Origin of the sequence: Pseudonocardia oceani, from assembly GCF_019263585.2 — a bacterium.
Classification (GTDB): Bacteria; Actinomycetota; Actinomycetes; order Mycobacteriales; family Pseudonocardiaceae; genus Pseudonocardia; species Pseudonocardia oceani.
Genome location: NZ_JADQDF010000001.1, coordinates 4,865,950 through 4,891,860 on the forward strand (window position 1 = coordinate 4,865,950; position 25,911 = coordinate 4,891,860).

Annotated in this window: 19 protein-coding genes; 11 read left to right on the top strand and 8 right to left on the bottom strand. The window is 76.7% G+C overall.

Going from position 1 to position 25,911, the window contains the following annotated elements; all coding sequences use genetic code 11:
• The first annotated feature begins 56 nt into the window (after positions 1–56).
• Entirely contained in the window at positions 57–965 is a 909-nt protein-coding gene (locus I4I82_RS24335) for a DUF368 domain-containing protein (protein WP_218590845.1), read from the top strand.
• A 35-nt stretch (positions 966–1,000) separates the two neighbouring features.
• Here I4I82_RS24335 and I4I82_RS24340 read toward each other — a convergent pair whose 3' ends face one another.
• Both I4I82_RS24340 and I4I82_RS24345 read right to left on the bottom strand, forming a co-directional pair.
• Positions 1,001–2,122, bottom strand: coding sequence for an NYN domain-containing protein (locus tag I4I82_RS24340; protein WP_218590846.1), 1,122 nt, complete (start codon positions 2,120–2,122; stop codon positions 1,001–1,003).
• Positions 2,119–2,739 (bottom strand): NUDIX hydrolase, encoded by a 621-nt coding sequence (locus tag I4I82_RS24345; RefSeq protein ID WP_218590847.1) that lies wholly within the window; start codon positions 2,737–2,739, stop codon positions 2,119–2,121. The genes I4I82_RS24340 and I4I82_RS24345 overlap by 4 nt, the downstream gene beginning before the upstream one ends.
• 70 nt (positions 2,740–2,809) lie before the next feature.
• On the opposite strand from I4I82_RS24345, the gene I4I82_RS24350 reads away from it, so the two are divergent.
• Both I4I82_RS24350 and I4I82_RS24355 read left to right on the top strand, forming a co-directional pair.
• Positions 2,810–3,547: an ARPP-1 family domain-containing protein gene (locus I4I82_RS24350; protein ID WP_218596043.1), complete on the top strand. Its 738-nt coding sequence runs from the start codon at positions 2,810–2,812 to the stop codon at positions 3,545–3,547.
• Entirely contained in the window at positions 3,544–4,434 is an 891-nt protein-coding gene (locus tag I4I82_RS24355; protein ID WP_218596044.1) for an ADP-ribosylglycohydrolase family protein, read from the top strand. The genes I4I82_RS24350 and I4I82_RS24355 overlap by 4 nt, the downstream gene beginning before the upstream one ends.
• A gap of 64 nt (positions 4,435–4,498) precedes the next feature.
• On the opposite strand, the gene I4I82_RS24360 is transcribed toward I4I82_RS24355, so the two are convergent.
• A complete protein-coding gene (locus I4I82_RS24360) occupies positions 4,499–5,566 on the bottom strand; it encodes a thermonuclease family protein (RefSeq protein ID WP_218590666.1) in 1,068 nt (355 codons plus the stop codon).
• Positions 5,567–5,646: 80 nt separating this feature from the next.
• On the opposite strand from I4I82_RS24360, the gene I4I82_RS24365 reads away from it, so the two are divergent.
• From I4I82_RS24365 to I4I82_RS24375, 3 genes are read left to right on the top strand one after another with little or no spacing between them, the layout of a single operon-like run.
• Positions 5,647–6,816, top strand: a complete 1,170-nt coding sequence (locus tag I4I82_RS24365; protein ID WP_218590665.1) for a Tm-1-like ATP-binding domain-containing protein — start codon at positions 5,647–5,649, stop codon at positions 6,814–6,816.
• Positions 6,813–7,655 carry a phosphoenolpyruvate hydrolase family protein gene (locus I4I82_RS24370; protein ID WP_218590664.1) on the top strand — a complete coding sequence of 281 codons (843 nt, stop codon included), beginning with the start codon at positions 6,813–6,815 and terminating at the stop codon, positions 7,653–7,655. Before I4I82_RS24365 ends, I4I82_RS24370 begins: the two co-directional genes overlap by 4 nt.
• Entirely contained in the window at positions 7,655–8,092 is a 438-nt protein-coding gene (locus tag I4I82_RS24375) for an SRPBCC family protein (protein WP_218590663.1), read from the top strand. The genes I4I82_RS24370 and I4I82_RS24375 overlap by 1 nt, the downstream gene beginning before the upstream one ends.
• Here the strand turns inward: I4I82_RS24375 and I4I82_RS24380 are convergent.
• Positions 8,080–8,667 (bottom strand): hypothetical protein, encoded by a 588-nt coding sequence (locus tag I4I82_RS24380; RefSeq protein WP_218590662.1) that lies wholly within the window; start codon positions 8,665–8,667, stop codon positions 8,080–8,082. The two genes, I4I82_RS24375 and I4I82_RS24380, sit on opposite strands and share 13 nt — an antisense overlap.
• 76 nt (positions 8,668–8,743) lie before the next feature.
• Between I4I82_RS24380 and I4I82_RS24385 the strand changes: the two genes are divergently transcribed.
• Entirely contained in the window at positions 8,744–10,480 is a 1,737-nt protein-coding gene (locus I4I82_RS24385; protein ID WP_218590661.1) for an ATP-binding protein, read from the top strand.
• A gap of 47 nt (positions 10,481–10,527) precedes the next feature.
• Here the strand turns inward: I4I82_RS24385 and I4I82_RS34525 are convergent, their stop codons facing one another.
• Positions 10,528–11,298, bottom strand: a complete 771-nt coding sequence (locus I4I82_RS34525; protein ID WP_218590660.1) for a VOC family protein — start codon at positions 11,296–11,298, stop codon at positions 10,528–10,530.
• A gap of 60 nt (positions 11,299–11,358) precedes the next feature.
• Here I4I82_RS34525 and I4I82_RS24400 point away from each other — a divergent pair, with 60 nt between their 5' ends.
• The 4 genes from I4I82_RS24400 to I4I82_RS24420 are packed head-to-tail and all read left to right on the top strand — an operon-like array spanning position 11,359 to position 17,342.
• Positions 11,359–12,567, top strand: coding sequence for an exonuclease SbcCD subunit D (locus I4I82_RS24400; RefSeq protein ID WP_218590659.1), 1,209 nt, complete (start codon positions 11,359–11,361; stop codon positions 12,565–12,567).
• On the top strand, positions 12,564–15,932 hold the full coding sequence (locus I4I82_RS34530) for an AAA family ATPase (RefSeq protein ID WP_218590658.1): 3,369 nt from the start codon (positions 12,564–12,566) through the stop codon (positions 15,930–15,932). Before I4I82_RS24400 ends, I4I82_RS34530 begins: the two co-directional genes overlap by 4 nt.
• 10 nt (positions 15,933–15,942) lie before the next feature.
• A complete protein-coding gene (locus I4I82_RS24415) occupies positions 15,943–16,914 on the top strand; it encodes a hypothetical protein (RefSeq protein ID WP_218590657.1) in 972 nt (323 codons plus the stop codon).
• A complete protein-coding gene (locus I4I82_RS24420; RefSeq protein WP_225922206.1) occupies positions 16,911–17,342 on the top strand; it encodes a DUF3558 family protein in 432 nt (143 codons plus the stop codon). The genes I4I82_RS24415 and I4I82_RS24420 overlap by 4 nt, the downstream gene beginning before the upstream one ends.
• A gap of 32 nt (positions 17,343–17,374) precedes the next feature.
• Here I4I82_RS24420 and recD read toward each other — a convergent pair whose 3' ends face one another.
• From recD to recC, 3 genes are read right to left on the bottom strand one after another with little or no spacing between them, the layout of a single operon-like run.
• Positions 17,375–19,258 (bottom strand): exodeoxyribonuclease V subunit alpha, encoded by a 1,884-nt coding sequence (gene recD, locus I4I82_RS24425; RefSeq protein WP_218590656.1) that lies wholly within the window; start codon positions 19,256–19,258, stop codon positions 17,375–17,377.
• Complete coding sequence (locus tag I4I82_RS24430) at positions 19,255–22,602, bottom strand: UvrD-helicase domain-containing protein (RefSeq protein WP_218590655.1); 3,348 nt, start codon at positions 22,600–22,602, stop codon at positions 19,255–19,257. Before I4I82_RS24430 ends, recD begins: the two co-directional genes overlap by 4 nt.
• A complete protein-coding gene (gene recC, locus I4I82_RS24435; RefSeq protein WP_218590654.1) occupies positions 22,599–25,820 on the bottom strand; it encodes an exodeoxyribonuclease V subunit gamma in 3,222 nt (1,073 codons plus the stop codon). The genes I4I82_RS24430 and recC overlap by 4 nt, the downstream gene beginning before the upstream one ends.
• Positions 25,821–25,911 lie beyond the last annotated feature (91 nt).

The window sequence follows — 25,911 nt, forward strand, 5'->3', positions numbered from 1 at the left end:
CGGGCCGACACCCGGCCTGGTGCGGCACGGATCCGGCATATCGGTACTTTCGGACGGTGTCGGCCTTCCGCTTCACCCATGTCCTGCGTGGCGTCGCCATCGGCTCCGTCGAGGTCGTGCCCGGCGTCAGCGGCGGCACCGTCGCCCTCGTCGTCGGGGTCTACGAGCGCCTGATCGCCGCCGCGTCGCACCTGGTGTCCGCGGCCCGGGCGACCGCCGACGTCCCGCGTGGTCTCGGGTGGTCCCGCGCCCGCGCGGAGGTGGGACGCGTGGAGTGGGGGCTGGTGCTGGCCGTGCTGTCGGGGATGGTCCTGGCGGTGCTGGTGGCCGCACGGTTCCTGCCGCCGCTGATCGAGAGGTTCCCGGTCGGCACCTCCGCCTTGTTCTTCGGGATGGTCGCCGCGTCGGTCGCCGTACCGCTGCTGGACCTGGGCGGCCTGCGCGGGGCGCGCGAGTGGGCGCTGGTCGTGGCGGGCGCGGTGGCGACGGCGCTGATCACGGGTCTGCCGGCGGGAGACCTCGACGACCCGCCGTTGTGGCTGGTCGCACCGGCGGCCGCGGTGGCGGTCTGCGCACTGGTGCTACCGGGTCTGTCGGGATCGTTCCTGCTGCTCGCGATGGGCCTCTACGAGCCGACCCTCCGGGCGGTCGACGACCGGGACCTCGCCTACGTCGGCACGTTCGTGCTCGGGGCCGTCCTCGGGCTCGCGTTCTTCGTCAAGGGGCTGGAGTGGCTGCTGGAGCGCCATCGCCGCACCGTGCTGGCGCTCATGGCCGGGATCCTCGTCGGCGCGTTGCGCGCACTGTGGCCGTGGCAGGACCCCGGCCGGGCGCTGCTCCCTCCCGACGCCGGCTGGCTCGCGATGCTCGGCCTCGCGGTGCTGGGAGCCGCGGCGGTGGCCGTGCTGGTGGTCGTGCAGCTGCGGACGCAGCCGCCGGTGCGAGCACGCCACCGAGCTCCGTGACGGTGGCGACGACCGGGTGTCGGCCCGTCGTCGTCCTAGTCGGGCACGCGCAGGAGGTAGTCGCCGGTGTCCTCGTCCCAGTCCATCGCGAGCAGGTCGCGGGCGCGGGCGGCCTTCGCGAACGACAGGAACGTGTTGAAGCCGTAGCGCTTCTCGCTGAACCCCGGCTCGCGCTTGCGGAGCTGGTCCTTGAGGCCGGAGAGCTGCGGCCGGAAGCGCGGGCCCTGCAGCCCGCGGACGACGTCGACGAGCAGCCGGAACGCGTCGTCGTCGGCGGAGGCGTCCTGCGGGAACGTCACCTCGGGGTCGCCCTGCGCCGAGCCCTTGCGCAGCTCGACGACCCCGGCGGCCTCCAGGTGCCGCATGAGCTCGCCGAAGCTGCGGAAGCCGTGGTCGGCCTCGTCGAAGGTCGGGTCCTTGCGCAGGATCGCGCGCTTGAGCCGGGAGGCGAGCACGACCCCGTCGGCGTGGCGCTGCAGCCCCGCGAGGGTGGTGGTGACGATCGGACCGACCTCGCGCTCCTCGACCGGCGCCGCCGGCTCGTCGACGACGGGCTCCTCGGCGACCACCACGGGCGCGGCGACGTCGGTGGCGGGCACGGCCTCCACCGGCACCGGCACCGGCGCGGCCGTGTGCCCGCGGCCCCGGCGCGCGGGCCGGCGCGGCGCCTGCGACGGCTCGACGCCGGGCAGGCGGTCGTAGAACAGGAACTCGTCGCACGAGGGCGGCAGCAGCGCCGACGTCGACGACTCCACGCCGATGCCGATCACGCGCTTGTCGAGCTCACGGAGCTTGTTGACCAGCGGCGTGAAGTCGGAGTCGCCGGTGCAGATCGCGAACGTCGTGACGAAGCTGCGCTCGAAGGCCATCTCGATCGCGTCGACGACCATCTTGATGTCGGCCGCGTTCTTGCGCGACGCTCCCAGCCGCTGCGGGATCTCGATCAGCTCGACCTGTGCACGCGTGAGCAGGCGGCGGTCCTCGTCGAAGGCCGACCAGTCGGCGTACGCCCGCCGCGCGACGACCCGCCCGCGCTCGGCCAGCGCGTCGGCGATGGGGCCGAAGTCGAACGGCGTGACGCCGAGGCCGTCGCGCGCGCCGATGGCCAGGTTCTCGTAGTCGAGGAACAGCGCGATGCGCTCGTCGTCGTTGATCATGCGTACTCCCGTGGTGCGCGGCGGAAGACCCGGGCCGGTTTGCCGACCGATCCACGGCTCAGTGTGCCGGTGTCGATCAGGTGCTCCTGCACCCGGCGTCGGAACGTGTCCTTGGGTAGGGGCCTGCCGATCACCGCCTCGTGCACGCGCTGCAGCTCCAGCAGGGTGAAGTCGGGGCCGACGAGGCCGCGGGGGTCGGGGAGCGCGGCGTACGCGTCGCGGGCCCAGGCGACGGCGGCGTCGACGATCGCGGTGTGGTCGAACGCCAGCGGCGGCAGGTCGTCGACCGGGGTCAGCGGGCCGTCGAGGCGCTCGGCGGGCACGAGGTCGACGTGGGCGACGGACAGGACGCGGCCGCGGTCGTCGCGCTCGGGGTCGTCGAACACGGCGAGCTGCCGCGGCTCCTCACCCGTGACGCCGGCCTTGTCGCGCAGCACGCGCAGGGCGGCGGCGCGCAGGGTCTCGTCGATGCGCAGGAACGTGCCCGGCAGCGCGCGGCCCTCGTGCAGCAGGACGCAGAGGCGGTCGTCGGCGACGGTGAGCAGGGCGACGTCGACGGCCACCGAGGGGTGCGGGTAGTCGGCCAGCGAGCGGCCGGAGGGGTCGCGCCAGGTCATGCTGGACAAGTTAGCGCACTCATGCTCTTATTGGTTATCGCAGTCTTGCGCTAATGAGGGAGTGGTCGGGATGGACGTGCACGTGGGCAACCCGGTGGTGCGGGGAGCGCTGACGGTGTTCCCCGTGTTCAACGGCGCCGCAGTCGCTGACACCGGCTACGCGCTGGGCGGCGTGGTCGTGGCCGAGCGGAGCGACGCCGCGGTGGGGGAGCTGCTCGTCACCAACACCGGCGAGCGGCCCGCGCTCGTGCTGGAGGGCGAGCTGCTGGCGGGGGGCCGGCAGGACCGGGTGGCGGCGCGGTCGGTGGTGGTCGAGCCGGGGGCGGCGGCGGTGCTGCCGGTGCGGTGCGTCGAGCAGGCCCGCTGGGCGGGGGCGGGGGTGCACGCACGGGACGGCCGGCGGGCGCCGCTCGCGGTGCGCACGGCGTCGGGGCAGCGGGAGGTGTGGGAGCGGGTGGCGCGCTACGGCCAGGGGGAGTCGCTGTTCGACACCGTCCGCCACCTCGACGCGGCCGCGTCCGCGCTGGTCGCGGGCCTGTCGCCGCTGCCGTTCCAGAGCGGGGTGCTGGTGGGGATCGCGGGGCGGCCGGTCCTGCTGGAGGTGTTCGACGCCCCGTCGACGCTCGCCGCCGTGTGGGACGGGCTGCTGCACGCCGCCGCGCTCGACGCCCTCGGTCGCCGCCCGGTGGCCACGCTCGGACGGCACGCGCGGCGGTTCGTCGGGGACCTGGGGCCGCGGGTGTCGGTGCTGCGGTGGCACGGTCGGGACGTGCACACGGTGGCGGTCAACGATCGGGCGGCGGCGTGAGCACGGTCGACCGCAGGGCGGGGGTGCTGCTCGGGGCGGCGTGCGGCGACGCGCTCGGCGTCCCGTACGAGCTGGGCAGCCGGGCGCTGGGGGAGCGCGCGGAGATGCTCGGCGGCGGCCTGGGCGGCTACGCGCCGGGGCAGTGGAGCGACGACACCGAGATGGCGTGCGTGATCGCGCGGGTGCCGGGCGACCTGCGCACGCCCGAGGCGCTCGACGACGTCGCCGCCGGGTTCCTGGACTGGTTCGCCGCCGGCCCGGCCGACGTCGGCACCCAGACCGCGGCGGTGCTCGGCGCGCTGCGCGGCACGCCGCGGGCCGGGGCCGCGGCGCGGATGCGGGAGCGGGCGGCGGCCGTGCACGCCGCGACCGGGCGCAGCGCGGGCAACGGCTCGTTGATGCGCACGGCGCCGGTGGCGCTGCGCGGCACCGGGGTGGTGGAGGCGGCGCGGGCCGTGTCGGCGCTGACCCACCACGACCCCGTCGCCGGCGACGCGTGCGCGCTGTGGTGCCTGGCGATCGACCACGCCGTGCGCGCCGGCGAGCTCGACGTCCGGGTGGGGCTCCCGCACGTCGACCCGGCGTGGGAAGGGTGGATCGCCGAGGCCGAGCGCAGCGACCCGTCGGCCTTCGCGTCCACCAACGGCTGGGTGGTGGCGGCGCTGCAGGGGGCGTGGTCGGCCGTGGTGGGTGCGACGGGCCTGGTCGACGGCCTGCAGGCCGCGGTGCGCGGGGGCGGCGACACCGACACGGTCGCGGCGATCGCCGGCGCGCTGCTGGGGGCGCGGTTCGGTGCATCGGCGGTGCTGGGGGAGTGGCGGCGGGTGGTGCACGGGTGGCCGGGGTGGACGGGAGAGGACCTGGTGGGGTGGGCCGGGAACGCGTGAGAGGAACACCACGGTGGTCCGGGCCCACCGGAACAACGCTGACGTTCCTCTCACGCGTCGGCGATCAGCACGGGTGCCAGACGAGGCCTCCCGGCTCGTAGCAGCGCGGGCCGGTGTAGCCGGGGTACGAGCCGCCGCCGCTGCTGCTCCCACCGTCGCCGCCACCGCCGCCGCCGCCGCTCGGCGGGGAGGGTCGAGGAGCCGGGGCGCGGTCGCGTTCCCGCTCCTCGGTGCGCCGCCGTCGCTCCTCGGCTTCGCGGGCCTCCGCGGCCTCGGCCTCGACCCGGGCCTGCTCCGCCTGCCGGGCCTCCTCGGCGACCCGCGCGGCCTCGATGCGCTCGGCCTCCTGCTTGCGGCTCGCGGTGGTCTGCAGGGTGGAGCGCTGAGTCCTCGCCGGGGCGCGGACGGCCTCCACGCGCTGCGTGAAGCGTTCGCGGTCGCGCTGGTCGAAGACGGCGAGCGCGGGCCGGGCGGCATCCGTGATCGAATGATCGAGCCGGTCCGCTGCGTCGATGAACGCGGTGACCTCGGCTGCGGCGACCGTGAAGTCGATCGACCGCGCATCCTCGGCCGGGTCGACGACGGCCGGTACCGCCTCCAGCGCCGCCACCTGCGCGGGGATGGTGCACTCCACGTCCGCCGAGTACAGCCCGACGCCCGCCGCCTCGGCCTGCGCCTGAGCCTCCTCGACCGGAGGCAGGAAGCGGACGTTGTCGTCGAAGACCACGACGGAGGCGAGCCCCGCGCGGGCGATCTCGGCGTTCACCAGTGCCCCCGCGGCGGTGAACACGCCGGCGAGCGTCCGGTCGTAGCGGTCGGTCCGCACCTCGTCGTACTCGAGCCGCACCGGCGTCCCGCTCGGCAGCAGCTCCTCCAGGAACGCCGTCGCCTCCGGGGCCAGGCACTCGACGGGCCGGTCCGGGTCGACGGACTCCGGGGTGTCGATGTTGAGCAGGCGCACCCGCTGCTCGCTGCCCCCGACGGTCACGTCGATCGTGTCGCCGTCGACGACCCGCGTCACGATCGCCTCGTCCGGCCCGTCCGAGGACGCGACGACGACCACCGCCGTCGTCACCCCGGCGACCGCGACCAGGCCGACCACGGCCTTGACCAGTGCTCCAGTGAGAACCATGAACCCCCCGAACCTCGTGAACCGGACATCGTCGTGGCTCCGGTGCCCGTTAGCCGCGGGCATGCGCTACAACTGATCGGGTGATCGCCTACGTCGTCGGCACCCTGGACACCAAGGCCGCGGAACTCGCGTACGCGGCCGACCTGCTGCGGGCGGCGGGGGTGGAGACGCGGCTCGTCGACGTCTCCACCGGCCCGTCGAGCGGGGGTGACGTGCCGGCCGCGGAGGTCGCCGCGGCCCACCCCGACGGCGCCGACGCGGTGTTCACCGGCGACCGCGGCACGGCCGTGAGCGCCATGTCGGTGGCGCTGGAGCACTGGATCCGCGCCCGTGACGACGTCGGCGGGGTCCTCGGGCTCGGCGGGTCCGGCGGCACCGCGGTGGTGGCGCCGGCGATGCGGGCGCTGCCCGTGGGCGTCCCCAAGATCATGGTGTCGACGGTGGCGTCCGGCGACGTCGCGCCCTACGTCGGGGCGTCGGACATCGCGATGCTGCACTCGGTCACCGACGTCGCCGGGCTCAACCGCATCTCCCGGCGCGTGCTCGCCAACGCCGCGCACGCGCTGGCCGGGATGCTCACCCACGCGGTGCCCGCCGCCGACGACCGCCCGGCCGTCGGGCTCACCATGTTCGGCGTGACGACGACGTGCGTCACCCACGTCCGCGAGCGCCTGGGCGACGACGTCGACGCGCTGGTCTTCCACGCCACCGGCACCGGCGGGCGCGCGATGGAGAAGCTCGTCGACGACGGCCTGATCGGCGGCGTCCTCGACCTCACCACCACAGAGATCGCCGACCTGCTCGTCGGCGGCGTCATGGCCGCGGGGGAGGACCGGCTCGACGCCGTCGCGCGTACCGGCGTGCCGTACGTGGGATCGTGCGGGGCGCTGGACATGGTCAACTTCGGGGCGGACGTGCCCGGACGCTTCGACGGGAGGCTGCTCTACGTGCACAACGCGCAGGTCACGCTCATGCGGACCACCGCGGCGGAGAACGTCGCCATCGGGGAGTTCCTGGCGCGCAAGCTCAACGCGATGACGGGGCCGGCCCTGTTCCTGCTGCCGACGGGCGGGGTCTCCGCGCTCGACGCGCCCGGCCGGCCCTTCCACGACCCCGAGGCCGACGAGGCGCTGTTCTCCGCGGTCGAGAAGGACGCCCGGTCGGGGATCGTGCGCCGGGTGCCGCACCACGTCAACGATCCGGAGTTCGCCGACGCCGTGCTCGACGCGTGGCGGGAGGTGTCGGAATGAGGTTCCGGCGCGCCGAGCTCGTCGAGCGCTTCACCGACATGGCCGCCCGCGGCGAGCCCATCGTCGGCGGCGGCGCGGGCACGGGCCTCTCGGCCAAGTGCGAGGAGGCCGGCGGGATCGACCTCATCGTCATCTACAACTCCGGCCGCTACCGCATGGCCGGCCGCGGCTCGCTGGCCGGGCTGCTCGCCTACGGCAACGCCAACGAGATCGTCGTCGAGATGGCCGCGGAGGTGCTGCCGGTCGTCGAGCGCACCCCGGTGCTCGCGGGCGTCAACGGCACCGATCCCTTCCTGCTCACCGACCGCTTCCTGCGCGAGCTCGCCGACCTCGGCTTCGCCGGCGTGCAGAACTTCCCGACCGTCGGCCTGATCGACGGCGTCTTCCGCGCGAACCTGGAGGAGACCGGGATGGGGTTCGGGCTGGAGGTCGACATGATCGCCGCCGCCCATGCCGCCGACCTGCTCACCACGCCCTACGTCTTCTCCGCCGACGACGCGCGCGTGATGGCGCGTGCCGGCGCCGACCTCGTCGTCTGCCACATGGGCCTGACCACCGGCGGCGCGATCGGGGCGGGCACCGCCAAGACCCTCGACGACTGCGTCGCGCTGATCGACGAGTGGTCGGCGGCCGCGCGGGAGGTGCGCGACGACGTCCTCGTGCTCTGCCACGGCGGGCCCATCTCCTCGCCCGACGACGCCGCGCACGTCCTGGAGCGCACCCGCTGGTGCCACGGCTTCTACGGGGCGTCGTCCATGGAGCGCCTGCCCACCGAGATCGCGCTGACCGAGCAGACCCGAGCCTTCAAGAACCGTCTCCGACCGAGAGGAACCACCTGATGCCCCGCGCCTACGCCAGTGCCGTGATCGCCGCCCCCGCCGACGAGGTCTGGGGGATCATCCGCGACTTCAACGGCCTCGCGTCCTGGATGCCGGCGATCGCCGCCAGCTCGCTGGACACCGACGGGAGCGCCGCGGAGGTCGGTGCGGTGCGCCGGCTGACCCTCGGCGACGGCGGCACGGTCGTCGAGCGCCTGCTCGCCCTCGACGACCACGTGCGCAGCCAGACCTACGAGATCCTCGAGAGCCCGTTCCCGGTGCGCCGCTACGTCGCGACGGTCCGGGTGGCGCCGGTGACCGACACGGGGCGCTCGTTCGTGGAGTGGTGGACCGACTTCGACGCCGACGCCGCCGACGAGCCCGAGTTGACGACGCTCTTCGCGGACGGGGTCTTCGGCGCCGGCATGGCCGCCATCCAGCAGCGCTACTCGGCCTGATCCTCGGCGGGGCGGACGGGGCGCCAGGGGAGGGCGTACCCGCCGCGCAGCACGCCGTCCCAGCCGACGAACGACTCCACGACCCCGTCCATGACGACCGGGTCGTGCTCGGTGCGGGTGCCCAGCGCGAGCGCGTAGAGCAGGTAGACGAAGACGCCGTGGGCCTGCTTCGCGCGCTCGCCCGAGTTGCCGCTCAGCTCGCCCAGCACCGCGGGCATCGCGCGCGACACCAGGATCGAGATGCCCTCCGGGCCCTGCGCCGACAGCTCGTGCGCGCCCTCGACCATCCGGGCCCGCGCCGCGGAGATCGCGTCGGTGACGGCGGGCTCCTGCTTGGGCAGGAACGTGCGGGAGGTGTCGACGGCGGTGAACATCGTGGAGACCAGCGTGCCCGCGTGCGACTCGTCGTACTCGGCCTGCGGGTCGGCGGTCTGCGGGTTCTGCGGCGAGAACAGCCAGTCGACCACCGCGTCGAGCAGGGTGATCTCCAGTGCGGGGACCTGGTCCGAGGTGAGCGCGTGCAACCCCCGGATCACGTCGTCCATCCAGCCGAGATCGAACCTGGGCTCGGTCATCGTCGTCCTCTCCCCGTCGTGGAGGTCGACAGTAGGCGGCGGCGGGGCGGGGGTCGAGGGTCACTAGGCTCGCCGCGTGTCGTCCCCGCCCGTCCCGTCGCCCGTCGGACTCGTCGTCGGGACCGAGGACTCCACGCCGCTCCAGTTCTGCGTGGCGCTGGCGCCGGGGGAGTACCTGCAGCTCGACGACGTGGTCGTCACGCAGCGGTCGGTGCCCGGGCACGGCGGCGTGACGACGTCCGGGGTCGTCACCGAGGTGCGGGCGCGGCACGAGGGCGCGTCCTTCGGCTCCGACGTCTTCCTCATCGCCGACGGCGTGCTGCCCGCGCAGGTGCAGGAGGTCGCGGAGATCACGACCACGCGCGTCGAGCCCGAGGTCTACGTGCCGCCGACGCCCGGCTCGCCCGTGCGCCGCGCCACCGGCCACGAGCGCGCGCAGGCCCTGTACTTCGACAAGATGGACCTCAAGGTGCCGGTCGGCCTCGGCCGTGACGGCGAGCCGATCTTCGTCAACCTGGAGTTCCTCGACGGCACCCGCGGCGGCCACGTCTCCATCAGCGGCATCTCCGGCGTCGCCACGAAGACGAGCTTCGCGCTGTTCCTGCTCTACTCGATCTTCCGCTCGGGCGTGCTCGGGCGGCGGGCGGTGAACGCGAAGGCGCTCGTGTTCAGCGTCAAGGGCGAGGACCTGCTGTTCCTCGACCACGCCAACGCCCGCCTCGACGACGAGCAGCGCGCCCGCTACGCCCGGCTGAACCTGCCGGCCTCGCCGTTCTCCTCGGCCGGCTTCTTCGCCCCGCCCACGCCCGACGACCCCACCGGCCGCCCGTACGTGAGCGGGCGCACGAGTGGCGTGGCGGCGTTCTGGTGGACGCTCGCCGAGTTCTGCTCCGGTGAGCTGCTGCCGTTCGTGTTCGCCGACGCGGAGGACGAGCGCAACCAGTACACGATGGTCATCCACCAGGTCGCGGCCCGGTTGAAGCGGACGGCCGTGCCCGTCGCGGACGGCGCCGTCGTCGTGGAGGGGCAGACGCTGCGCAGCTACGACGCGCTCGTCGAGTTCGTCGCCGACCGGCTCGCCGACGAGGACGCCCGCCGCGACTGGGCCGGCCCCGTCACCGGCATCGGCACCGTCAACGCGTTCCTGCGCCGCTTGCGCTCCTCGCTCAAGCCGCTGCGCTCGATCGTCCGCGGCGACCTCGCCGACGCGCCGGGGCGGCGGGTGAGCACGGAGAACCAGCAGGTCACGGTCGTCGACCTGCACAACCTCCCCGAGCGCGCCCAGCGCTTCGTCGTCGGCGTGGTGCTCGCCGCGGAGACCGCGCGGAAGGAGCAGGCCGGGGCGGCCGGGCTGCTGTTCACGATGATCGACGAGCTGAACAAGTACGCCCCGCGCGAGGGCTCCTCCCCGATCAAGGAGGTGCTGCTCGACATCGCCGAGCGCGGCCGCTCGCTCGGCATCATCCTCATCGGCGCGCAGCAGACGGCGTCGGAGGTGGAGCGGCGGATCGTCTCGAACTCCTCGATCAAGGTGGTCGGGCGGCTCGACCCCGCCGAGGCCGGGCGTCCCGAGTACGGCTTCCTCCCGCCCTCGCAGCGGGCGCGGGCGGTGCTGGCCAAGCCGGGCACGATGTTCGTCTCGCAGCCCGAGATCCCGGTGCCGCTGGCCGTGGAGTTCCCGTTCCCGGCGTGGGCGACGCGGCTCTCGGAGAGTGCGGGCGCGCCGGCGTCGACGAACGGGCACGGGGCGACGGCGCGCGACCCCTTCGCCCGGCTCCCGGCCGGGGCGGACGACGACGACGCGCCGTTCTAGGTCGTGGGTGGCAACGAGTGCCGGAGCACTCGTTGCCACCCACGGGTCTAGCCCGGCGGCATCCCCCCGTGCAGGGCGAACGTCGTTCCGAAGGGGTCGGCCGCGATGCCCATGCGGCCGAACGGGGTGTCGACGGCCTCCGACACCACCGTGCCGCCACCGGAGCCGACCGCGGCCATCGCGGCGTCGACGTCGGACACCATGAAGTAGGGCAGCCAGTGGCTCGGCGTGCCGTCGGGGGCGCCCATCATGCCGCCGATGCCGCCCGCGATCTCCCCGCCGACGGAGAAGGTGGCGTAGTCGTCGGGGGCGCCGGGGACGGCGCCGTAGGTCCAGCCGAACACCGACGCGTAGAACTCCTGGCCGGCGGCGGCGTCGGTGAGCCGGGCGTCCTCCCAGATCAGCGACCCGGGCTCGTTGTAGATCTCGGCCCCGATCATGCCGCCCGCCTGCCAGATGCCGAACGCGCCGCCCGCGGCGTCGAACGCGACGCCCATCCGCCCCGTACCGGGGACGTCGAACGGCGCGACGGCGACCGTGCCGCCGTGCTCGGCCACCAGCTTCGCGGTGACGTCGACGTCGTCGCTGGCCAGGTAGAGCGTGGACCCCGGCGGCTGGCCGGGCTGGACGGGGGCGATCGCGGCGGCGCTGCGGCCGCCGATCTGGGCGAGCGTGTAGTGACCGAACTCCTCCCCGGTGTCGACGAACTCCCACCCCAGCACCGCGCCGTAGAAGGCGGTGGCGGCGGGAAGGTCGGGGACGGCCAGGTCGACCCAGCACGGCGTTCCTGCGGGCCAGGGGGTGTCTCGGGTGGGCATGGCCGACAGAGTGGCACCGACCCCCGACAGAACACAGGGCCCGCCTACGATCGGCGCCCTATGCGCTTCCTGCACACCGCCGACTGGCACGTCGGCAAGACGCTCAAGGGTCACTCGCGGCTGGAGGAGCAGGAGCGGGTGCTGCGCGAGATCGTGGCGATCGCGCGGGAGCAGGAGGTCGACGCCGTGCTGGTCGCGGGCGACCTCTACGACACCGCCGCCCCCTCCGCCGACGCCCAGAAGCTCGTCATCCGCACGCTGATGGGGCTGGCGAAGGACGGCACGCAGGTCATCGCGATCGCGGGCAACCACGACCACGCCCGCGCGCTCGACGCCTACCGCCCGCTCGCGAGCGCCGCCGGGATCACGCTGGTCGGCGAGGTGCGGACGGCGGACAAGGGCGGGGTCGTCCGCTTCACCGCGCGCTCGACCGGCGAGGAGGTGACGGTCGCCGTGCTGCCGTTCCTCTCCCAGCGCTACGCCGTGCGCGCGGCCGACCTCGTCGCGCAGACCCCCGGCGAGAACACCAGCGCCTACGACCAGAACCTGCGCGACGTCCTGGGCACGCTCACCGCCGGCTTCCGCGACGACGGCGTCAACCTCGTCATGGCCCACCTGACCGTGCTGAACGGGACGTTCGGCGGCGGCGAGCGCGCCGCGCAGTCGATCTTCGAGTACGCGGTGCCGGCGAGCATCTTCCCGATCGAGGCGCACTACGTCGCCCTGGGCCACCTGCACCGCCGCCAGCGGATGGAGGCGCCGTGCCCCGTCCACTACTCCGGGGCGCCGCTGGCCGTCGACTTCGGCGAGCAGCAGAACCAGCCCGTCGTCTGCCTGGTCGAGGCCACCCCGTCGACGCCCGCGCGGATCACCGACATCCCGGTCACGTCGGGGCGCCGGTTGCGGACCGTGCGCGGCACCGTCGCGGAACTGTCGGTGCTGTCTGGCACGGTCGGCGACGACTGGTTGCGCGTGTGGGTCACCGAGCCCGCCCGCGCCGGGCTGCGGGAGGAGGTGACGGCGGTGCTGCCGAACGCGCTCGAGGTGCGCATCGACCCAGACTTCGCCGCCGTGCCGGAGGCGTCGCGGCCATCGGGGGGCGGGGCCGAGCGCAGCCCGTCGGAGCTGTTCACCGAGTACCTGGGCACGAAGGGCGTGGCCGACCCGCGCGTGGAGGCGCTGTTCCGCACCCTGCACGACAAGGTATCCGGGCACGACACGGTGTCCGGGCACGACACGGTGACCGGGCACGACACGGTGACCGGATGAGGCCCGTCCGCCTGGTGCTCGACGGCTTCGCGTCCTTCCGCGAGCGCACGGTCGTCGACTTCACCGGCGCCGAGTACTTCGCGCTCGTCGGGCCCACGGGCTCGGGCAAGTCCACGGTGATCGACGCGATCACGTTCGCGCTCTACGGGTCGGTGCCGCGGTGGGACAACCAGCGGACGGTGTCGCTGGCGCTCGCGCCGACGGCCGGGCGGGGCACCGTCACGCTCGTGTTCGACGTCGGCGGCGCGCGGTACGTCGCCGCCCGCGAGCTGCGGCGGGCGGCGTCGGGGGCGGTGTCGGTGCGCTCGGCGCGGCTGGAGCGGCTGCGCGACCCGTCGGCCGTGGGCGGCGTCGACGACGAGACCGAGCCGCTGGCCGACGGCGCCGGCGGCGTCACCGCGGCCGTGGAGGAGCTGCTCGGCCTGCCCTTCGGCGATTTCACGACCTGCGTCGTGCTGCCGCAGGGCGACTTCGCGGAGTTCCTGCACACCGAGCCGCGCAAGCGCCAGGAGAAGCTGGTCCGGATCCTCGGGCTCGGGCTCTACGACCAGATCGCGCGCGAGGCCAACAGCGAGGCCTCCGCCGCCCGGCAGCGCGCCGACGTGCTGGGCGAGCAGCTCGCGGGCTACGCCGACGCCACCGCCGAGGCCGAGGTCGATGCGCAGGAGCGGGTGGACGCGCTGGTGGCGCTGGCGGGGCGGGTCGACGCGCTCGTGCCGCAGGTGGAGGCGGCCGCCGCCGAGCAGGCCGCCGCCGAGGCCGACGCCACCCGGATCCGCGCCGAGGGCACCGTGCTCGCGGCGCTCGGCGCGCCCGACGACCTGGCGGGCCTCGACGCCCGGCGCGCCGGGGCCGCCGCCGCGCTCACCGCCGCCGGCACCGCCCACGCCGAGGCGGAGGAGGCCGACACCGCCGCCCGCGACGCGCTCGCCGCCGCCCCCGAGCGCGGCCCGCTGGAGCTGGTGCGCGCGCGGCACGCCGAGCTCGCGTCGCTCACCGCCGACCTCCCCGGCCTGCGCGACCGGCACGCCAAGTCCCTCGCCGCCTACGACACCGCCGCGCGCGATGCCGCCGACGCCCGCACGGCGCTCGACGCCGCCCGCGCGGCCCGCGACGCCGCCGCCAGCGCCGCGGCCACGGCGGCGGAGGCGGTCCGTCGGCTGGTCGGGGAGCGCGACGGCCTGCGCGCGCTCGCCGTCCCCGCGGGCCTCGACGCGCTGGGCCGCCGCCGCAGTGCCGCGGTCGCCGCGCTGGCCGCCGCCGACGCCGCGCTGGCCGCCGCCGAGGCCGCCGACACCCGTGCCCGCGACGCGCTCGACGCCGCCCCGGCCCGCGCCCCGCTGGAGCAGGCGCGGCGCGAGCACGCCGAGCGCAGGACCCTCCTGCGGGAGCAGGAGGCGGCGGCCGCGTCGCTCGCCGCGGCCGAGCAGGCCGCCGCCGAGGCGGCCGGACGCACGCGCGCGGCCCGGCACGCGCTCGAGCACGCCGAGGCCCGGCGGGCGGAGGTCCAGCGCGCCGACGTCGCCGCGACGCTGCGGCCCGCGCTGGCCGTGGGGGAGCCGTGCCCGGTGTGCGCGCAGGCGGTCGCCACGCTGCCGCCGCCCGGGGCGCCCACCGACCCGGGCGCGGAGCAGGCCGTCGCCGACGCGGCGACCGCGCACGACGCCGCCCGCGCGCAGGAGGCCGCGGCCGCCGCCGCGCTGGCCCGCGCCACCGCCGAGCACGAGCGGCTCGACGCCGCGCTGGCCCGGCTGCGCCCCGAGCCCGACGCCGCCACCGCCGAGCGGGAGCTCGCCCGGCTCGACGAGGCCGAGCGCGCGGTGCGCGAGGCCGACACCGCCGTCCGCGCGGCGCGGCGCGAGCGGGAGGCCGAGGCGCGGGAGGTCGACACCGTGCGGGCCGACGCGGCGGGGGCGGCGGCCGCGCTGCGCACCGCGCGCGACCCGCTCGTCCCGTTCGGGGCGCCCGCCGTCCCCGACGACGACGTGCTCGCCGGCTGGACCGCGCTCGTCGCGTGGGCGGCGGAGCAGGCCGAGGCCCGGGACGCCGCGCTGGCGTCGGCGCGGGCCGCGGTGGCCGCCGCCGACGGCGAGTCCGACGCGGCGGGGCGGGCGCTGCACGCGGCCGACCGCGCCGCCACCGAGCGGCGCGCCGAGGAGACGGCCGCCGCGCGCGCCGAGCAGGAGGCCCGCGGGGCCGTCGACGGGGTGCAGGTGCGGCTGGCCGAGCTGCGCACCGCGCTCGACGGCGCCCCGTCCGACGCCGACGCCGCCCGCGACCTGGCCCGCCGCAGCGTCCTGGAGGACGCCGCCCGCACCTCCGACGCCGCGCTGCGCACCGCCCGCGCCGCCCAGCGCGCGGCCGAGCGCGACGCCGCGCAGGTGGCCGACGAGGTCGCCGCGGCCTGGGCGGCGCTGCGCACGGCCCGCGACCCGCTCGTCCCGCTCGGGGCCCCGGCCGTCACCGGCGACGACCTCGGCGCCGCCTGGGCGGCGCTGGTCGGCTGGGCGTCCGACGCGGTCGCCGACCGGCGCACCCGCTGGACCGCGGCCGACGCCGCCGCCCGCGCCGCGCGGGAGGCCCGCGACGCAGCGGTCGGCGAGCTGGTGGACGACCTCGCCGCCCACGGCCTCGCCGCCCACCACCTCGCCCTCCCGCGCGCCGAACCGGCTCCCGCGGGGCCCCGGGGGGCCGCGGGAGCCGGGAACGCGCGCGGGAGCGAGTCCGACCCGGCGGCCGCGCGCAGCGTGGTGGCCGCGGCCGTCGAGCGGGCGCGGGGGGCGCACGCGCGCCTGGCCGAGCGCCGCGCCACCGCGGAGCGGATCGCGGCCGACCGCGACGCCGCCGAGGAGTCCCAGCAGGTCGCGAAGATGCTGGGCGGGCTGCTGCGCTCCGACGGCTTCCCGCGCTGGCTGGTGGCCTCCGCGCTCGACGCGCTGGTGGCCGACGCGTCCACGAGCCTCGCCGAGCTGTCGGGCGGGCAGTTCGCGCTCACCCACGACCACGGCGAGTTCCTGGTGATCGACCACGCCGACGCCGACGCGCGGCGGCCGGTCAAGACCCTGTCCGGTGGGGAGACGTTCCAGGCCAGCCTCGCGCTGGCCCTGGCCCTGTCGGCGCAGATGTCCGGGCTCGCCGCCCGCGGCGCCGCACGGCTGGAGTCGATCTTCCTGGACGAGGGGTTCGGCACGCTCGACGAGGCCAACCTCGAGGTCGTCGCCAGCACGCTGGAGAACCTGGCGGCCCGCGGCGACCGGATGGTCGGGGTCGTCACCCACGTCCCGGCCTTGGCCGAGCGGGTGCCGGTGCGGTTCCGGGTGGGGCGCGACCAGCGCACGTCGTCGGTCACGCGGGAGGACCTGTGAGGTGCGTGCCATGAAGTTCTCCGTCGATCCGTGGGACCCGTCCTACGGCACGAGCGTCGGCACCGACCTGGAGCCCTCGCGCGTCGAGGCCGTGGTCGGGCTGGAGCGGCCCGTCGAGGAGTGGGGGCCGCTCGACCCGACGCCCGGCGTGCTCCCGCCCTCGCGCGTGCTGTTCGTCGACGGCGTGCGGCGCACCGACGCGCAGGTCTGGGTCGACGAGAGCGACGGCACCGCCTCCCCGGCGCTGTGCGCCTCCTACGCCGCGGGCGTCGTGTGCTGCTGCACCGACGACGGCGCGCACCTGGTGCGGGCCGAGGTGCGGCGCGGCCTGGTCACCAGCTCGCCCGGCGGCGTCGACGTCACCACCCCGGCGGGCACCTACGCCTGCACCCGCGTCGAGCCCGGGCGGGCGGGGGAGGACCCGGGCAAGGCGCTGAGCGTCGCGGTGCAGACGCGGATGCAGGAGACGGAGCTGCTCGTCGCCGCGGGCGCCCGCGACGAGCACGGCGCCGAGGACGACCTGATCGTCGTCGACGGCGCGCTCGGGCGCCTGCACCTTCCCCGCGCGCTCGGTCTGGTCAAGACCCACGCCCGCACCTACCTCCCGCCCGCGCTCAACGCGGTCGTCGCGCAGCTGGGGCCGGCGCAGCGCACCCCGGTGTTCCGCCTCGAGCAGCCCGAGAGCGACCGCGCCCTGCACCGCCACACCTGGTACCTGCGCCTGCCCTGCCCGCCCGGCGCCCCGTGGGCCGGGGTGGTGCGGGTGGAGTGCGGTGGCGAGCTGCCCCCGGAGCTGGTGGTCGCGCTCGCCGACGTCAGCCAGGCGACGATCCCGCGCTTCGCGTCCTCGCCCTACAAGGACTCGCGCGCGCCGCAGAACCTCTACCCGATCGCCGGGCTGGAGCGCGCCCTGCGCCGCCGCCTCGGCGACCCCGCCCTGATGTACCGGGCGCTGCGACGGGCGGCGTTCGCGGCGGCCTGACCGGCCCGTCCCGGACGGGTGTTCCGGAAGCGCCACGCGGCGGGAGGCCGGCCTGCCACGCGGTGGCCCCGTGCGACCTGCTCACCTCCGCGCAGCTCGCCGCGGCCGGGCTCGGAGCCGGCCGGGCCGCGGACACGGGTCCGGCGCGGTCCTGCACCTGGAGCCGACAGCAGGCCAGCAATGCCGTTCCGGTGGTGCTCCTCGTGATGCCCGGTGCGGACCTCGACGGGCTTCGCTCCGCGCCGACGCCCGTCTCCGGCGGGTATGTCGAGGCCGAGGTCGGGGGCCTTGCCGCGCTGCGGACCTCGGGTCCCGGCTGCACCACCGCCGTCGATGTCGGCAGCGGGCTGCACTCGATGGTCGAGCCGGCCGGCTGCGCCGACCGCGGGACCATGATCGAGCTCGCGGTGGCGAACCTCCTGGCGTGACGCGGGGTGGCGACGCCGGTGGGGCGCAGCGCTCAGGAGTCGAGCCGGTGCCGCAGCCCGCTCGCCCGGGCCACCGGGCGCTCCACCGCCGCCCGCACGGCGTCGGCCGTGCCCACCACCCGCACGAACTCCTTGGCCCGGGTGACCGCGGTGTAGAGGAGCTCGCGCGTGAGCAGGGGCGACTCGGCGGGCGGCAGGACCACGGTGACGCGCGTGAACTGGCTGCCCTGCCCGCGGTGCACGGTCATCGCGTGCACGCCGGTGACCTCCGACAGCCGCGACGGCGCGAACAGCGTGGGCGGGCCGCCGCGGGCGAAGGCCACGCGCAGGCCGTCGGGGGTGTCGACGGCGACGCCGGTGTCGCCGTTGAACAGGCCGGCGTCGTAGTCGTTGGTGGTGACCAGCACCGCACGCCCGGGCCACCACGGCTCGCGGGCAGAGCCGCCGTGGGCGAGCCAGCGGTCGACGTCGAGGGTCCAGCGCGCCACGCCGTAGGGGCCGCGGCGGTGCGCGCACAGCACGCGGTGGGTGTCGAGCCCGGCGACCGCGGCGTCGACGTCACCGGCGCGGGCCGCGTCGGCGAGGGCCCGCCCGGCCGCGACGACGTCGGCCCGCGCCCCCTCGGCGGCCGCGGGGCCGTCGTCGTCGGTGAAGGCGAGCGCCGGGTCTCCGCGGCGCAGGACGGCCAGCGCGCGCTCGGCGTCGCCCGCCTGCACCGCGCGGGCGAGCTCGGCGATGGCGCCGTCGAAGCGCCAGACGTGGTCGAGGGTGACGACGCCGTGCACGACGCCGGTGGGGACGGCGAGCGCGGCGAGCGCGGAGTCGAGGGCGGGCTCGGGGCGGCCCGCGGCGCGCGCGAGGTCACCCAGCACCGCACCGGCCTCGACGGAGGCCAGCTGGTCGGGGTCGCCGACGAGCACGAGCCGGGCGTCGGGCCGCACGGCGTCGAGCAGCCGCGCCATCATCGTCAGCGAGACCATCGACGTCTCGTCGACGACGATCACGTCGTAGGGCAGCCGGTGCGTGCGGTCGTGCCGGAACACCCCGGAGCCGCCGCCGGGCCGCCAGCCCAGCAGCCGGTGCAGCGTGGACGCCTCGGCGACGCGCTCGCGGTGCGCGGGGGACAGGCGCTCGGCGACCGCCTCCTGCAGCCGGGCCGCGGCCTTGCCGGTGGGCGCGGCCAGCGCGATGCGCGGCGACGGGCCGGGCTGGTCGAGCAGCAGCGTGAGCAGGGCGGCGACGGTGGTGGTCTTGCCGGTGCCGGGGCCGCCGGCGAGCACGGTGACCCGGCGCAGCGACGCCACGGCGGCGGCCTGGCGCTGGCGCAGCGCGAGCGGGTCGGGGAACAGCACGTCGAGCCCGGCGCGCAGCGCGGCGAGGTCGTGCGCGGGCGGCGCGGCGGCGGCCCGCTCGCGCAGGGAGAGCCGGACCAGCTCCTCCTCGCGCCAGTAGCGCTCCAGGTAGAGCTGCCCGGCCACCATCCGCAGCGGCCGCCCGGGCGGGGCGCCGGCGCCGTCGGCCACGAGCGGCCCGGCCAGGCACGCGGCGTGCCAGGCGCCGGGCTCGGGCCAGGGCAGCGCCGAGACGTCGAGGAGCTCGTCGCCCTCGCCCAGGACGGTGCGGTCGGCCGCGGCGAGGTCGACGCACACCGACCCCAGCCGCACCGCCCGCACGGCCAGTGCGACGGCGAGCAGCACCGACTCGTCGCACTCCCCGCCGAGCCGCCCGACCCGCTCCGCGGTGTGCACGTCGGCGGCGTCGAGCACCCCCGCGGCGTTGAACTGCGCGAGCAGGCCCGAGGCCCCGAGCACGAGGCGGGCGTCGTGCGGGTCGGCCTCCGCGGGCACGGGAGCGGGGGCGACGGCGGCGGGCACGGACACGGCGGCGGGCACGGACACGGCGGCGGGAACCGTCACGGCGCACCCCTCTCCAGCAGCGCGGACAGCTCGGTGACCAGGGTGGGCGGCGGGGCCCAGCTGAACACCCCGCACGGCACGTCGTCGACGACCGGGGTGCCGGGCCCGCACATCCCGCGCACGAACAGGTACAGCACGCCGCCGAGGTGGCGGGCCGGGTCGTAGGCGGGCAGCCGCCAGCGCAGGTAGCGGTGCAGCGCCACGCCGTAGAGCAGGGCCTGCAGCGGGTAGTGGGCGCCGCGCATCGCCTCGGCCAGGCGCCCCGGCGTGTAGTGGGCGGCGACCAGCGGCTCGACGCCACCGGGCGGGCCGAGCCAGTTGGTCTTGTAGTCGACGATCGCGAACCCGCCCGAGGGCAGGCGCAGCACCGCGTCGATGCTGCCGGTGAGGTACCCGCGCAGCGGCGACGGCCCGAGCGCGGCGAGGTCGTCGGCGTAGGCGTGCAGCGGGTCCGCCGGCCCGAGGTGCGCGCGCAGGAGCGGCACCAGCGCGTCGAGCGTGAGCGGCGGGCCGGACGCGTCGTCGCCCCCGGCCAGCGGCAGCTCGAAGTCGAGCTCGGCGAGGCGGTCGCGCGGGGCGACGTCGGCCAGGCGCAGCCCTTCCGCGAGCGGCCCCAGCGGCGTGCGGACCGACGGCAGCAGCGCCGCGGCCAGCGTCGGGGCGTCGAGCCCGGCCACCGGGCGGAACGCCAGCTGCTCGGCCGCGTGCGCGGTGAGCTCGCCGGCGAGGTCGGGCGCGGTGAGGTCGGCCGACTCGAACACCGCGTGCACGAGCGTGCCGAACGCCGCCCCGAGCGGCAGCGCGCCCATCGGCGACGGCACCGCGAGCGCATCGGGCATCGCCGGGTCGGCGGGGGAGCCGGGGTCGGCCGGGTCGGGCGCCGGCTCGTCGTCGATGCGCGGCTCGTCGGGCTCGGTGAGCGCGGCCGGGGCGTGGTGCCCGGCCGTGGCCGTGAGCGCGGTGTAGGAGGTGCGGCGCCAGTCGGTGTCGAGCACCCGGTCGAACGACGCGACCGCCGGCGCGACGACCGCGGGCTCGCGCGGGGTGAACACCGGCTCGGCGGGCGGACCCACGGGCTCGACCGCCGTGGTCGACGAGGCCAGCCCGCGCAGCACGTCGAGCGCCGCGGGGTCGGCGGGCACCTTGTACGACTCGGCGAGCGCGCCGCCCGAGCCGCGCCCGAACAGCACCCGGTGCAGCGGCGAGGACCCGACGGTGGTGGCCGGCACCCACCACGTGACGACCTGGCTGCGCGCGCGGGTGAGCGCGACGTAGAGCAGCCGCAGGTCCTCCCCGGCCTCCTCGGCGCGGTGGCGGTCGCAGTGCTCGGCCCACGACTCGCCGGTGGGGCCGCCGACGTCGAGCACCCGCCCGCCGCGCGCGTCGTGCAGCAGCGGGAACGCCGGGTCGCCGACGTAGCGGTCCCACGCGAACGGCACGTGCACGACCGGGAACTCCAGGCCCTTGCTGCGGTGCACGGTGATGATCTGCACCGCGGCGGCGTCGGACTCCAGCCGCCTGCTGCGCTCGCTGCCCACGTCGGTGGCGGCGTCGGCGATGCGATGGCGCAGCCAGTCGACCAGCGCGGACGGCCCGAGGTGCTGCGTGGTGGCCGCATGGTGCAGGGACTGGGCGACGTGGCGAAGATCGGTGAGCGTGCGCTCGCCCTCGGCGGTGCGCAGGATCCGCTCGGGCAGCCCCGCGCCGTCGGACGAGGGACCGGTGACGGCCTCCAGCAGCGCCGCCACCCCGCGCCCGTGCAGCACCGCGGCCCAGTCGCGCAGGGTGCCGCCGAGGTGGTCGAGCAGGGCGTCGGCCCCCTCCGAGCACAGCTGCTCCGCCGTGACCCCGACGAAGCAGGTGAGCGCCGCCGCCCGCACCCGGAACGCCCGCGGCTGCTCGAGTGCCTCCAGCAGCGTGAGCCACTCCCGCGCCACCGGCGTGCCGAACACGCTGGCCGTGCCCGACGACACCGCAGGGACCCCGACGGCCGACAGCGCGGCCCGCACCACCGAGGCCTGCTCGTTGGTGCGCACCAGGACCGCGACGTCGCCCGGCTGCACCGGGCGCCCGTCGAGCTGCGCCGGGCTCGCGAGCAGCGCCGCGACCTCCGCCGCGCAGTCGCGCGCGACCCGCGCCCGCGCCGGTGGGGCGAGCGCGAGCTTGCGCCCGGACAGCGGCAGTCCGTCGCGCCCCAGCACCCGGATCCGCACCGGCGTGTCGACGGGCGCCCCGGACAGGCGCGGCACGGGGTGCGCGGCCTCGACGCGGTGCACGCGGATGCGCTCGTCGCCCAGCGCGGCGCCGTCGAACAGGACGTCGAGGGCGTCGAGCAGCGGGGCGTCGCTGCGCCAGTTGCGGGCCAGCGTGGCGTGCCGGTCGGCCGTGGTGGTGGCGTCGAGGTAGCTGACGACGTCGGCCCCGCGGAACGCGTAGATCGCCTGCTTGGGGTCGCCGATCAGGACCAGCGTCGTGTGCCCGTGGAACGCGGTGCGCAGGATGTGCCACTGCACCGGGTCGGTGTCCTGGAACTCGTCGACGAGCACGACCCGGTAGCGGCCGCGCAGCCGCCGCGCCGCGGTGCCGTCGGGGTCCTGCAGCGCCGAGGACAGGCGCGTGAGCATGTCGTCGTAGGTGTAGAGCCGCCGCTCGCGCTTGCGCCGCGCGACCTCGCCGCGCACCGCGCTCGCGAACCGGTGCCGCACCTGCGCGGGGGAGCCGTCGGGCGCGTGCGCCGGTTCGAGCCGGGCCTGCCCGTCGAGCACCGCGGCGCGGGCCAGCCTGCCCGCCTCGACCCGCCCGAACGCCGGCGTGCCCGCCCCGCGCGCGCCGTATTTGCGCACGTAGAAGTCGTCGACGACCTCGGAGATCAGGTCGTCGATCGACTCGACGAACTCCGCGCCGGGATCGGTGTCGCCCGCCACCCCGAGCCCGGCGAGCATCTGCTGGCAGAACTGGTGGGTGGTGGCGATCGTGGCGGCGTCGAAGCCGGCCAGCGCGCGGATGAGCCGCTCGCGCCGCGCGGAGATCTCGGCGTCGGGCGCGTCGGCCAGCAGGGCCAGGACGTCGTCGGACCCGGCGCGGGCGCCGACCGGGTCGGCCAGCCCGTCGGCCGCCGTGACCAGGCGCTCCCGCACCCGCTCGCGCAGCTCCGTGGTGGCCTCGCGGCCGAACGTGACCAGCATCAGCTCGGGCAGCGCGGCCCGGCCCTCGGCGACGTAGCGCGCGGCGAGCGCGGCGATGGTGAACGTCTTGCCGGTGCCCGCGCTGGCCTCCAGGACCGTGGTGCCGGTGGGCAGGGCGCCGCAGACGTCGAAGGCGGCAGGGGCCAGTACAGCACTCACGGGAAGTCCACCTGTTCCTGCGCGAGCAGCGGCAGCCACAGCCGCATCGCCAGCTCGCCGAACCGGGTGGGCTCGCCCCCGGGTGGCCCGGGCTCGGCGGCCAGCTCGGCCCCGGCCCCCCACACGCGGATGTGGGCGTCGTCGGCCCCCTCGCCGATGGCGCCGGTCCAGTCGCGCAGGGCGTCGGTGAGCGCGATGTCGGGCGACGCCCCGCCGAGGCGGCGGTTGGCGTAGCCCGCGCCCGTCTGCGTGGCCAGCGGCAGCGGCGCGCACAGCCCCTCGCGGCGCAGGGCGACGAGGTCGGCCAGCACCTCCCGCGCCCGCTCCGGCGCGACCGGCGCCAGCGTGGCCCGCGCGATCCCGTGCCGCGCGGCCCGCCCGAGGCTGACTGCGCGCCAGCTCTCCCCGGTGCCGGCCAGCAGCGCGAGCAGCCGCACCCAGGCCCGCACCCGCTGCCCGGCCTTGAGTCGCGAGTACTCGACCCGCAGCAGCGTGCCGTCGTGCAGGCCGTCGAGCGTGCCGACCACGCGGGTGCCGTCGGCGAGCTCCACGTCGACGTCGCGCGAGCCCGGCTCGCCCGTCGCGAGCCGCGCCGCCGCCTCGGCCAGCGGCTCCACCCCGTCGACGACGCGCGCGAGCAGCGCATCGCCCAGCGGGCCCGGCGGCAGGTCGCCGCGGCGCCACTCGGCGGCCCGGCAGTGCGCGAGGTCGAGCCCGGCGAGCCGGTCGGCCAGCATCCGCTTCCCGATCGCGTACTGGGCGAGGCCGTCGAGCTCCACGGGCAGCGCGTCGTCGGGGTCGTCGTCGCGGGTGAACAGCGACAGCCCGACCCGCTGCTTGAGGAACGCCCGCACCGGGTGCTCGCAGAACGCGACCAGGTCGTCGAGCGCGACCACCGGCTCGTCGCGCCCGGGCAGCGGCCCGGCCAGGAACGGCGCGGGCGGCGCCTTCGTGCCGACCGCGGCGCGGGCGCCGTCGAGCTCGGCGCGGTCGAAGCTGAACGGGCGGGCGACGCCGAGGGCGCCCGCGGCGAAGTTGCGCGCGTCGAAGGGCTGCAGGGGGTGGCGCACGACGACCCCCTCGGGCCACGGGCGCGCGCCGACGACGTCGAGCAGCTCCCCGAGCGGGACCGCCGGCGGGCGGCGCGCGCCGGTGCGCTCGTCGGCGCCGGAATGCACGACGACGAGGTGCTCGGTGGCCGCGCACACGGCGTCGAGCAGGAGCTGGCGGTCCTCGCTGCGGGCGTCGCGCTCGCCGGCCAGCGGGGCGCGGGCGAGCACGTCGTCGCCGTCGGGGACGCCGGCGCGCGGGAACACGCCGTCGTCGAGCCCGAGCAGGCACACCACGCGGTGCGGCACCGAGCGCATGGGCACGAGCGTGGCGACCGTGAGCGTGCCCGTGCGGAAGTTGGCCCGGCTCGGGCGCCCGCGCAGCCGCTCGTCGAGCAGCCCGCGGACGTCGGCGGGACCCAGCTCGGTGACCGCGCCGTGCGGGCCCGCCGTGCGCAGCGCCTCGGCCAGCTCGCCGCGCGCCTGCCCGGCCTGCCACTCGTCGGCCGTGGTGGTGGCGGTGAGCGCGTCGAGCCCGGCCGTGAGCGCGCCGACCCACTCCGCCAGCGGCTGCGGGCGCCGCAGCCGGCCCAGCACCGCGCTGAGCCGGTGCACGAACTCGGCGAGGCGCCCGACGCGCTCCACGTCGCCGGACTCCACGTCCAGGGGCAGCGCCGTGCCCAGCCAGTCGCCCGACATCGTGACGCCGAGCAGCAGCCGGTCGAGCCCGGCCGCCCAGGTGTTCTGGCCGAACCCGTCGAGGTGGAACGGGGCGCGGTGCGCGGCGTCGAGCCCCCACCGCACCCCCGACGCGACGACGAGCTCGCGGATCCGCACGACGTCGTCGTCGTCGAGCCGGAAGCGCATCCGGACCGGCTCGGAGGCCAGCAGATCGAGCAGCTGCGACGCCGTGAGCCGGGCCGAGGCCAGCTCCAGCAGCGCGCCGACCGTGTCGAGCAGCGGGTTGACCTGCCGCAGCGCGCGGTCGGCGAGCCGCACGCGCAGGTGCTGCCCGGGGTGCACGGCCGTGCCCAGCTCGCCCAGCCCGAAGGCCGCGGAGATCAGCGGGGCGAAGGTCTCGATGTCGGGGCACATGACGAGGACGTCGCGCGGCTCCAACGTGGGGTCGGCGGCGAGCAGGCCGACGACGACCTCGCGCAGCACCTCGACCTGCCGGTGGCCGCCGTGGCAGGCGTGGACCTGCACCGACCCGTCGGCCGGCCCGACGTCGGCGACGCGGTCGTCACGCAGTGCGCGCTGCAAGCGGCCGAGCTGCGTGTCGGGCGGCTCCGGCGCGGGGTGGTGGTGGTCGGCGAAGCCGGGCGCCGTGCCGGTGAGCCGGACCTGCAGCTCCCGGACGTCGCGCCCGAGCGAGGACAGCAGGGGATGGGCGACGGCCGCGGCCGTGGGGTCGGCCGCGCGCTCGGGCACCTCCGACGGCGCCCGCCGCGCGACGGCGGCCCACAGCGCGGGGGAGGGGTGGGGCAGCCAGAGGTGCACGTCGCGGTGCGCGGCCAGCGCGTCGAGCAGGAGCAGGTGCTCGGTGCTGAGCCGGGTGGGCCCGAACAGCGAGAGGCGCTCGGGGAGCTCGGCCAGCGAGGGGTCGGCCCGCAGCGCGGCGGCCGCGGTGCGCAGCCGCTCGGCCGGGCCGGGCGCGCCGATCCGCTCCCGCACGCGGCGCCACAGCTCCGACTGCCACGACAGGTCGCCCGGTGCATCGGCCCCGGCGCGCCACGCGTCGAGCATGCCGGGGCGGTGCGCGGCGTAGGTGGCGAACAGCTCGGCGATCCGGCGGGCCGTGGCCCAGCGCGGGTGCGCCCGCAGGTCGGGGCACCACGGCTCGCCCGCGGCGGCGTCGAGCACCTCCAGCAAGGGCCACACCACCCGTTCCGGGCGCCAGGGGTCGTCCGACGGGTCGACGCCCGACGCCGCGTGCACGGCCGCGCCGAGCACCCGCCCGGGCGACGGGAACGCGACGCCCGCGCACACCCCGCCGCCGGTGGCGGTGCCGAGCCGGTGGGAGAGGCGCTGGGCCAGCCAGCGCTCGATCCCCCTGGCCGGCACCGCGACGACCTCGGTGGCGAACGGATCGGGCAGCGGCGCGGCCAGGACGTCGGCCAGGGCCTCCGCGAGTGCGTCGGCGCGCTCGGCGCGGTGGACGTGCAACACGGTGGCCCCCCTCCGGTCGGTAGGGGCCACACGCTAGAGCGGCGGTCCGACAGTTCTCGACGCGGCTCCGGTGCGACCACCGAGCGTGACC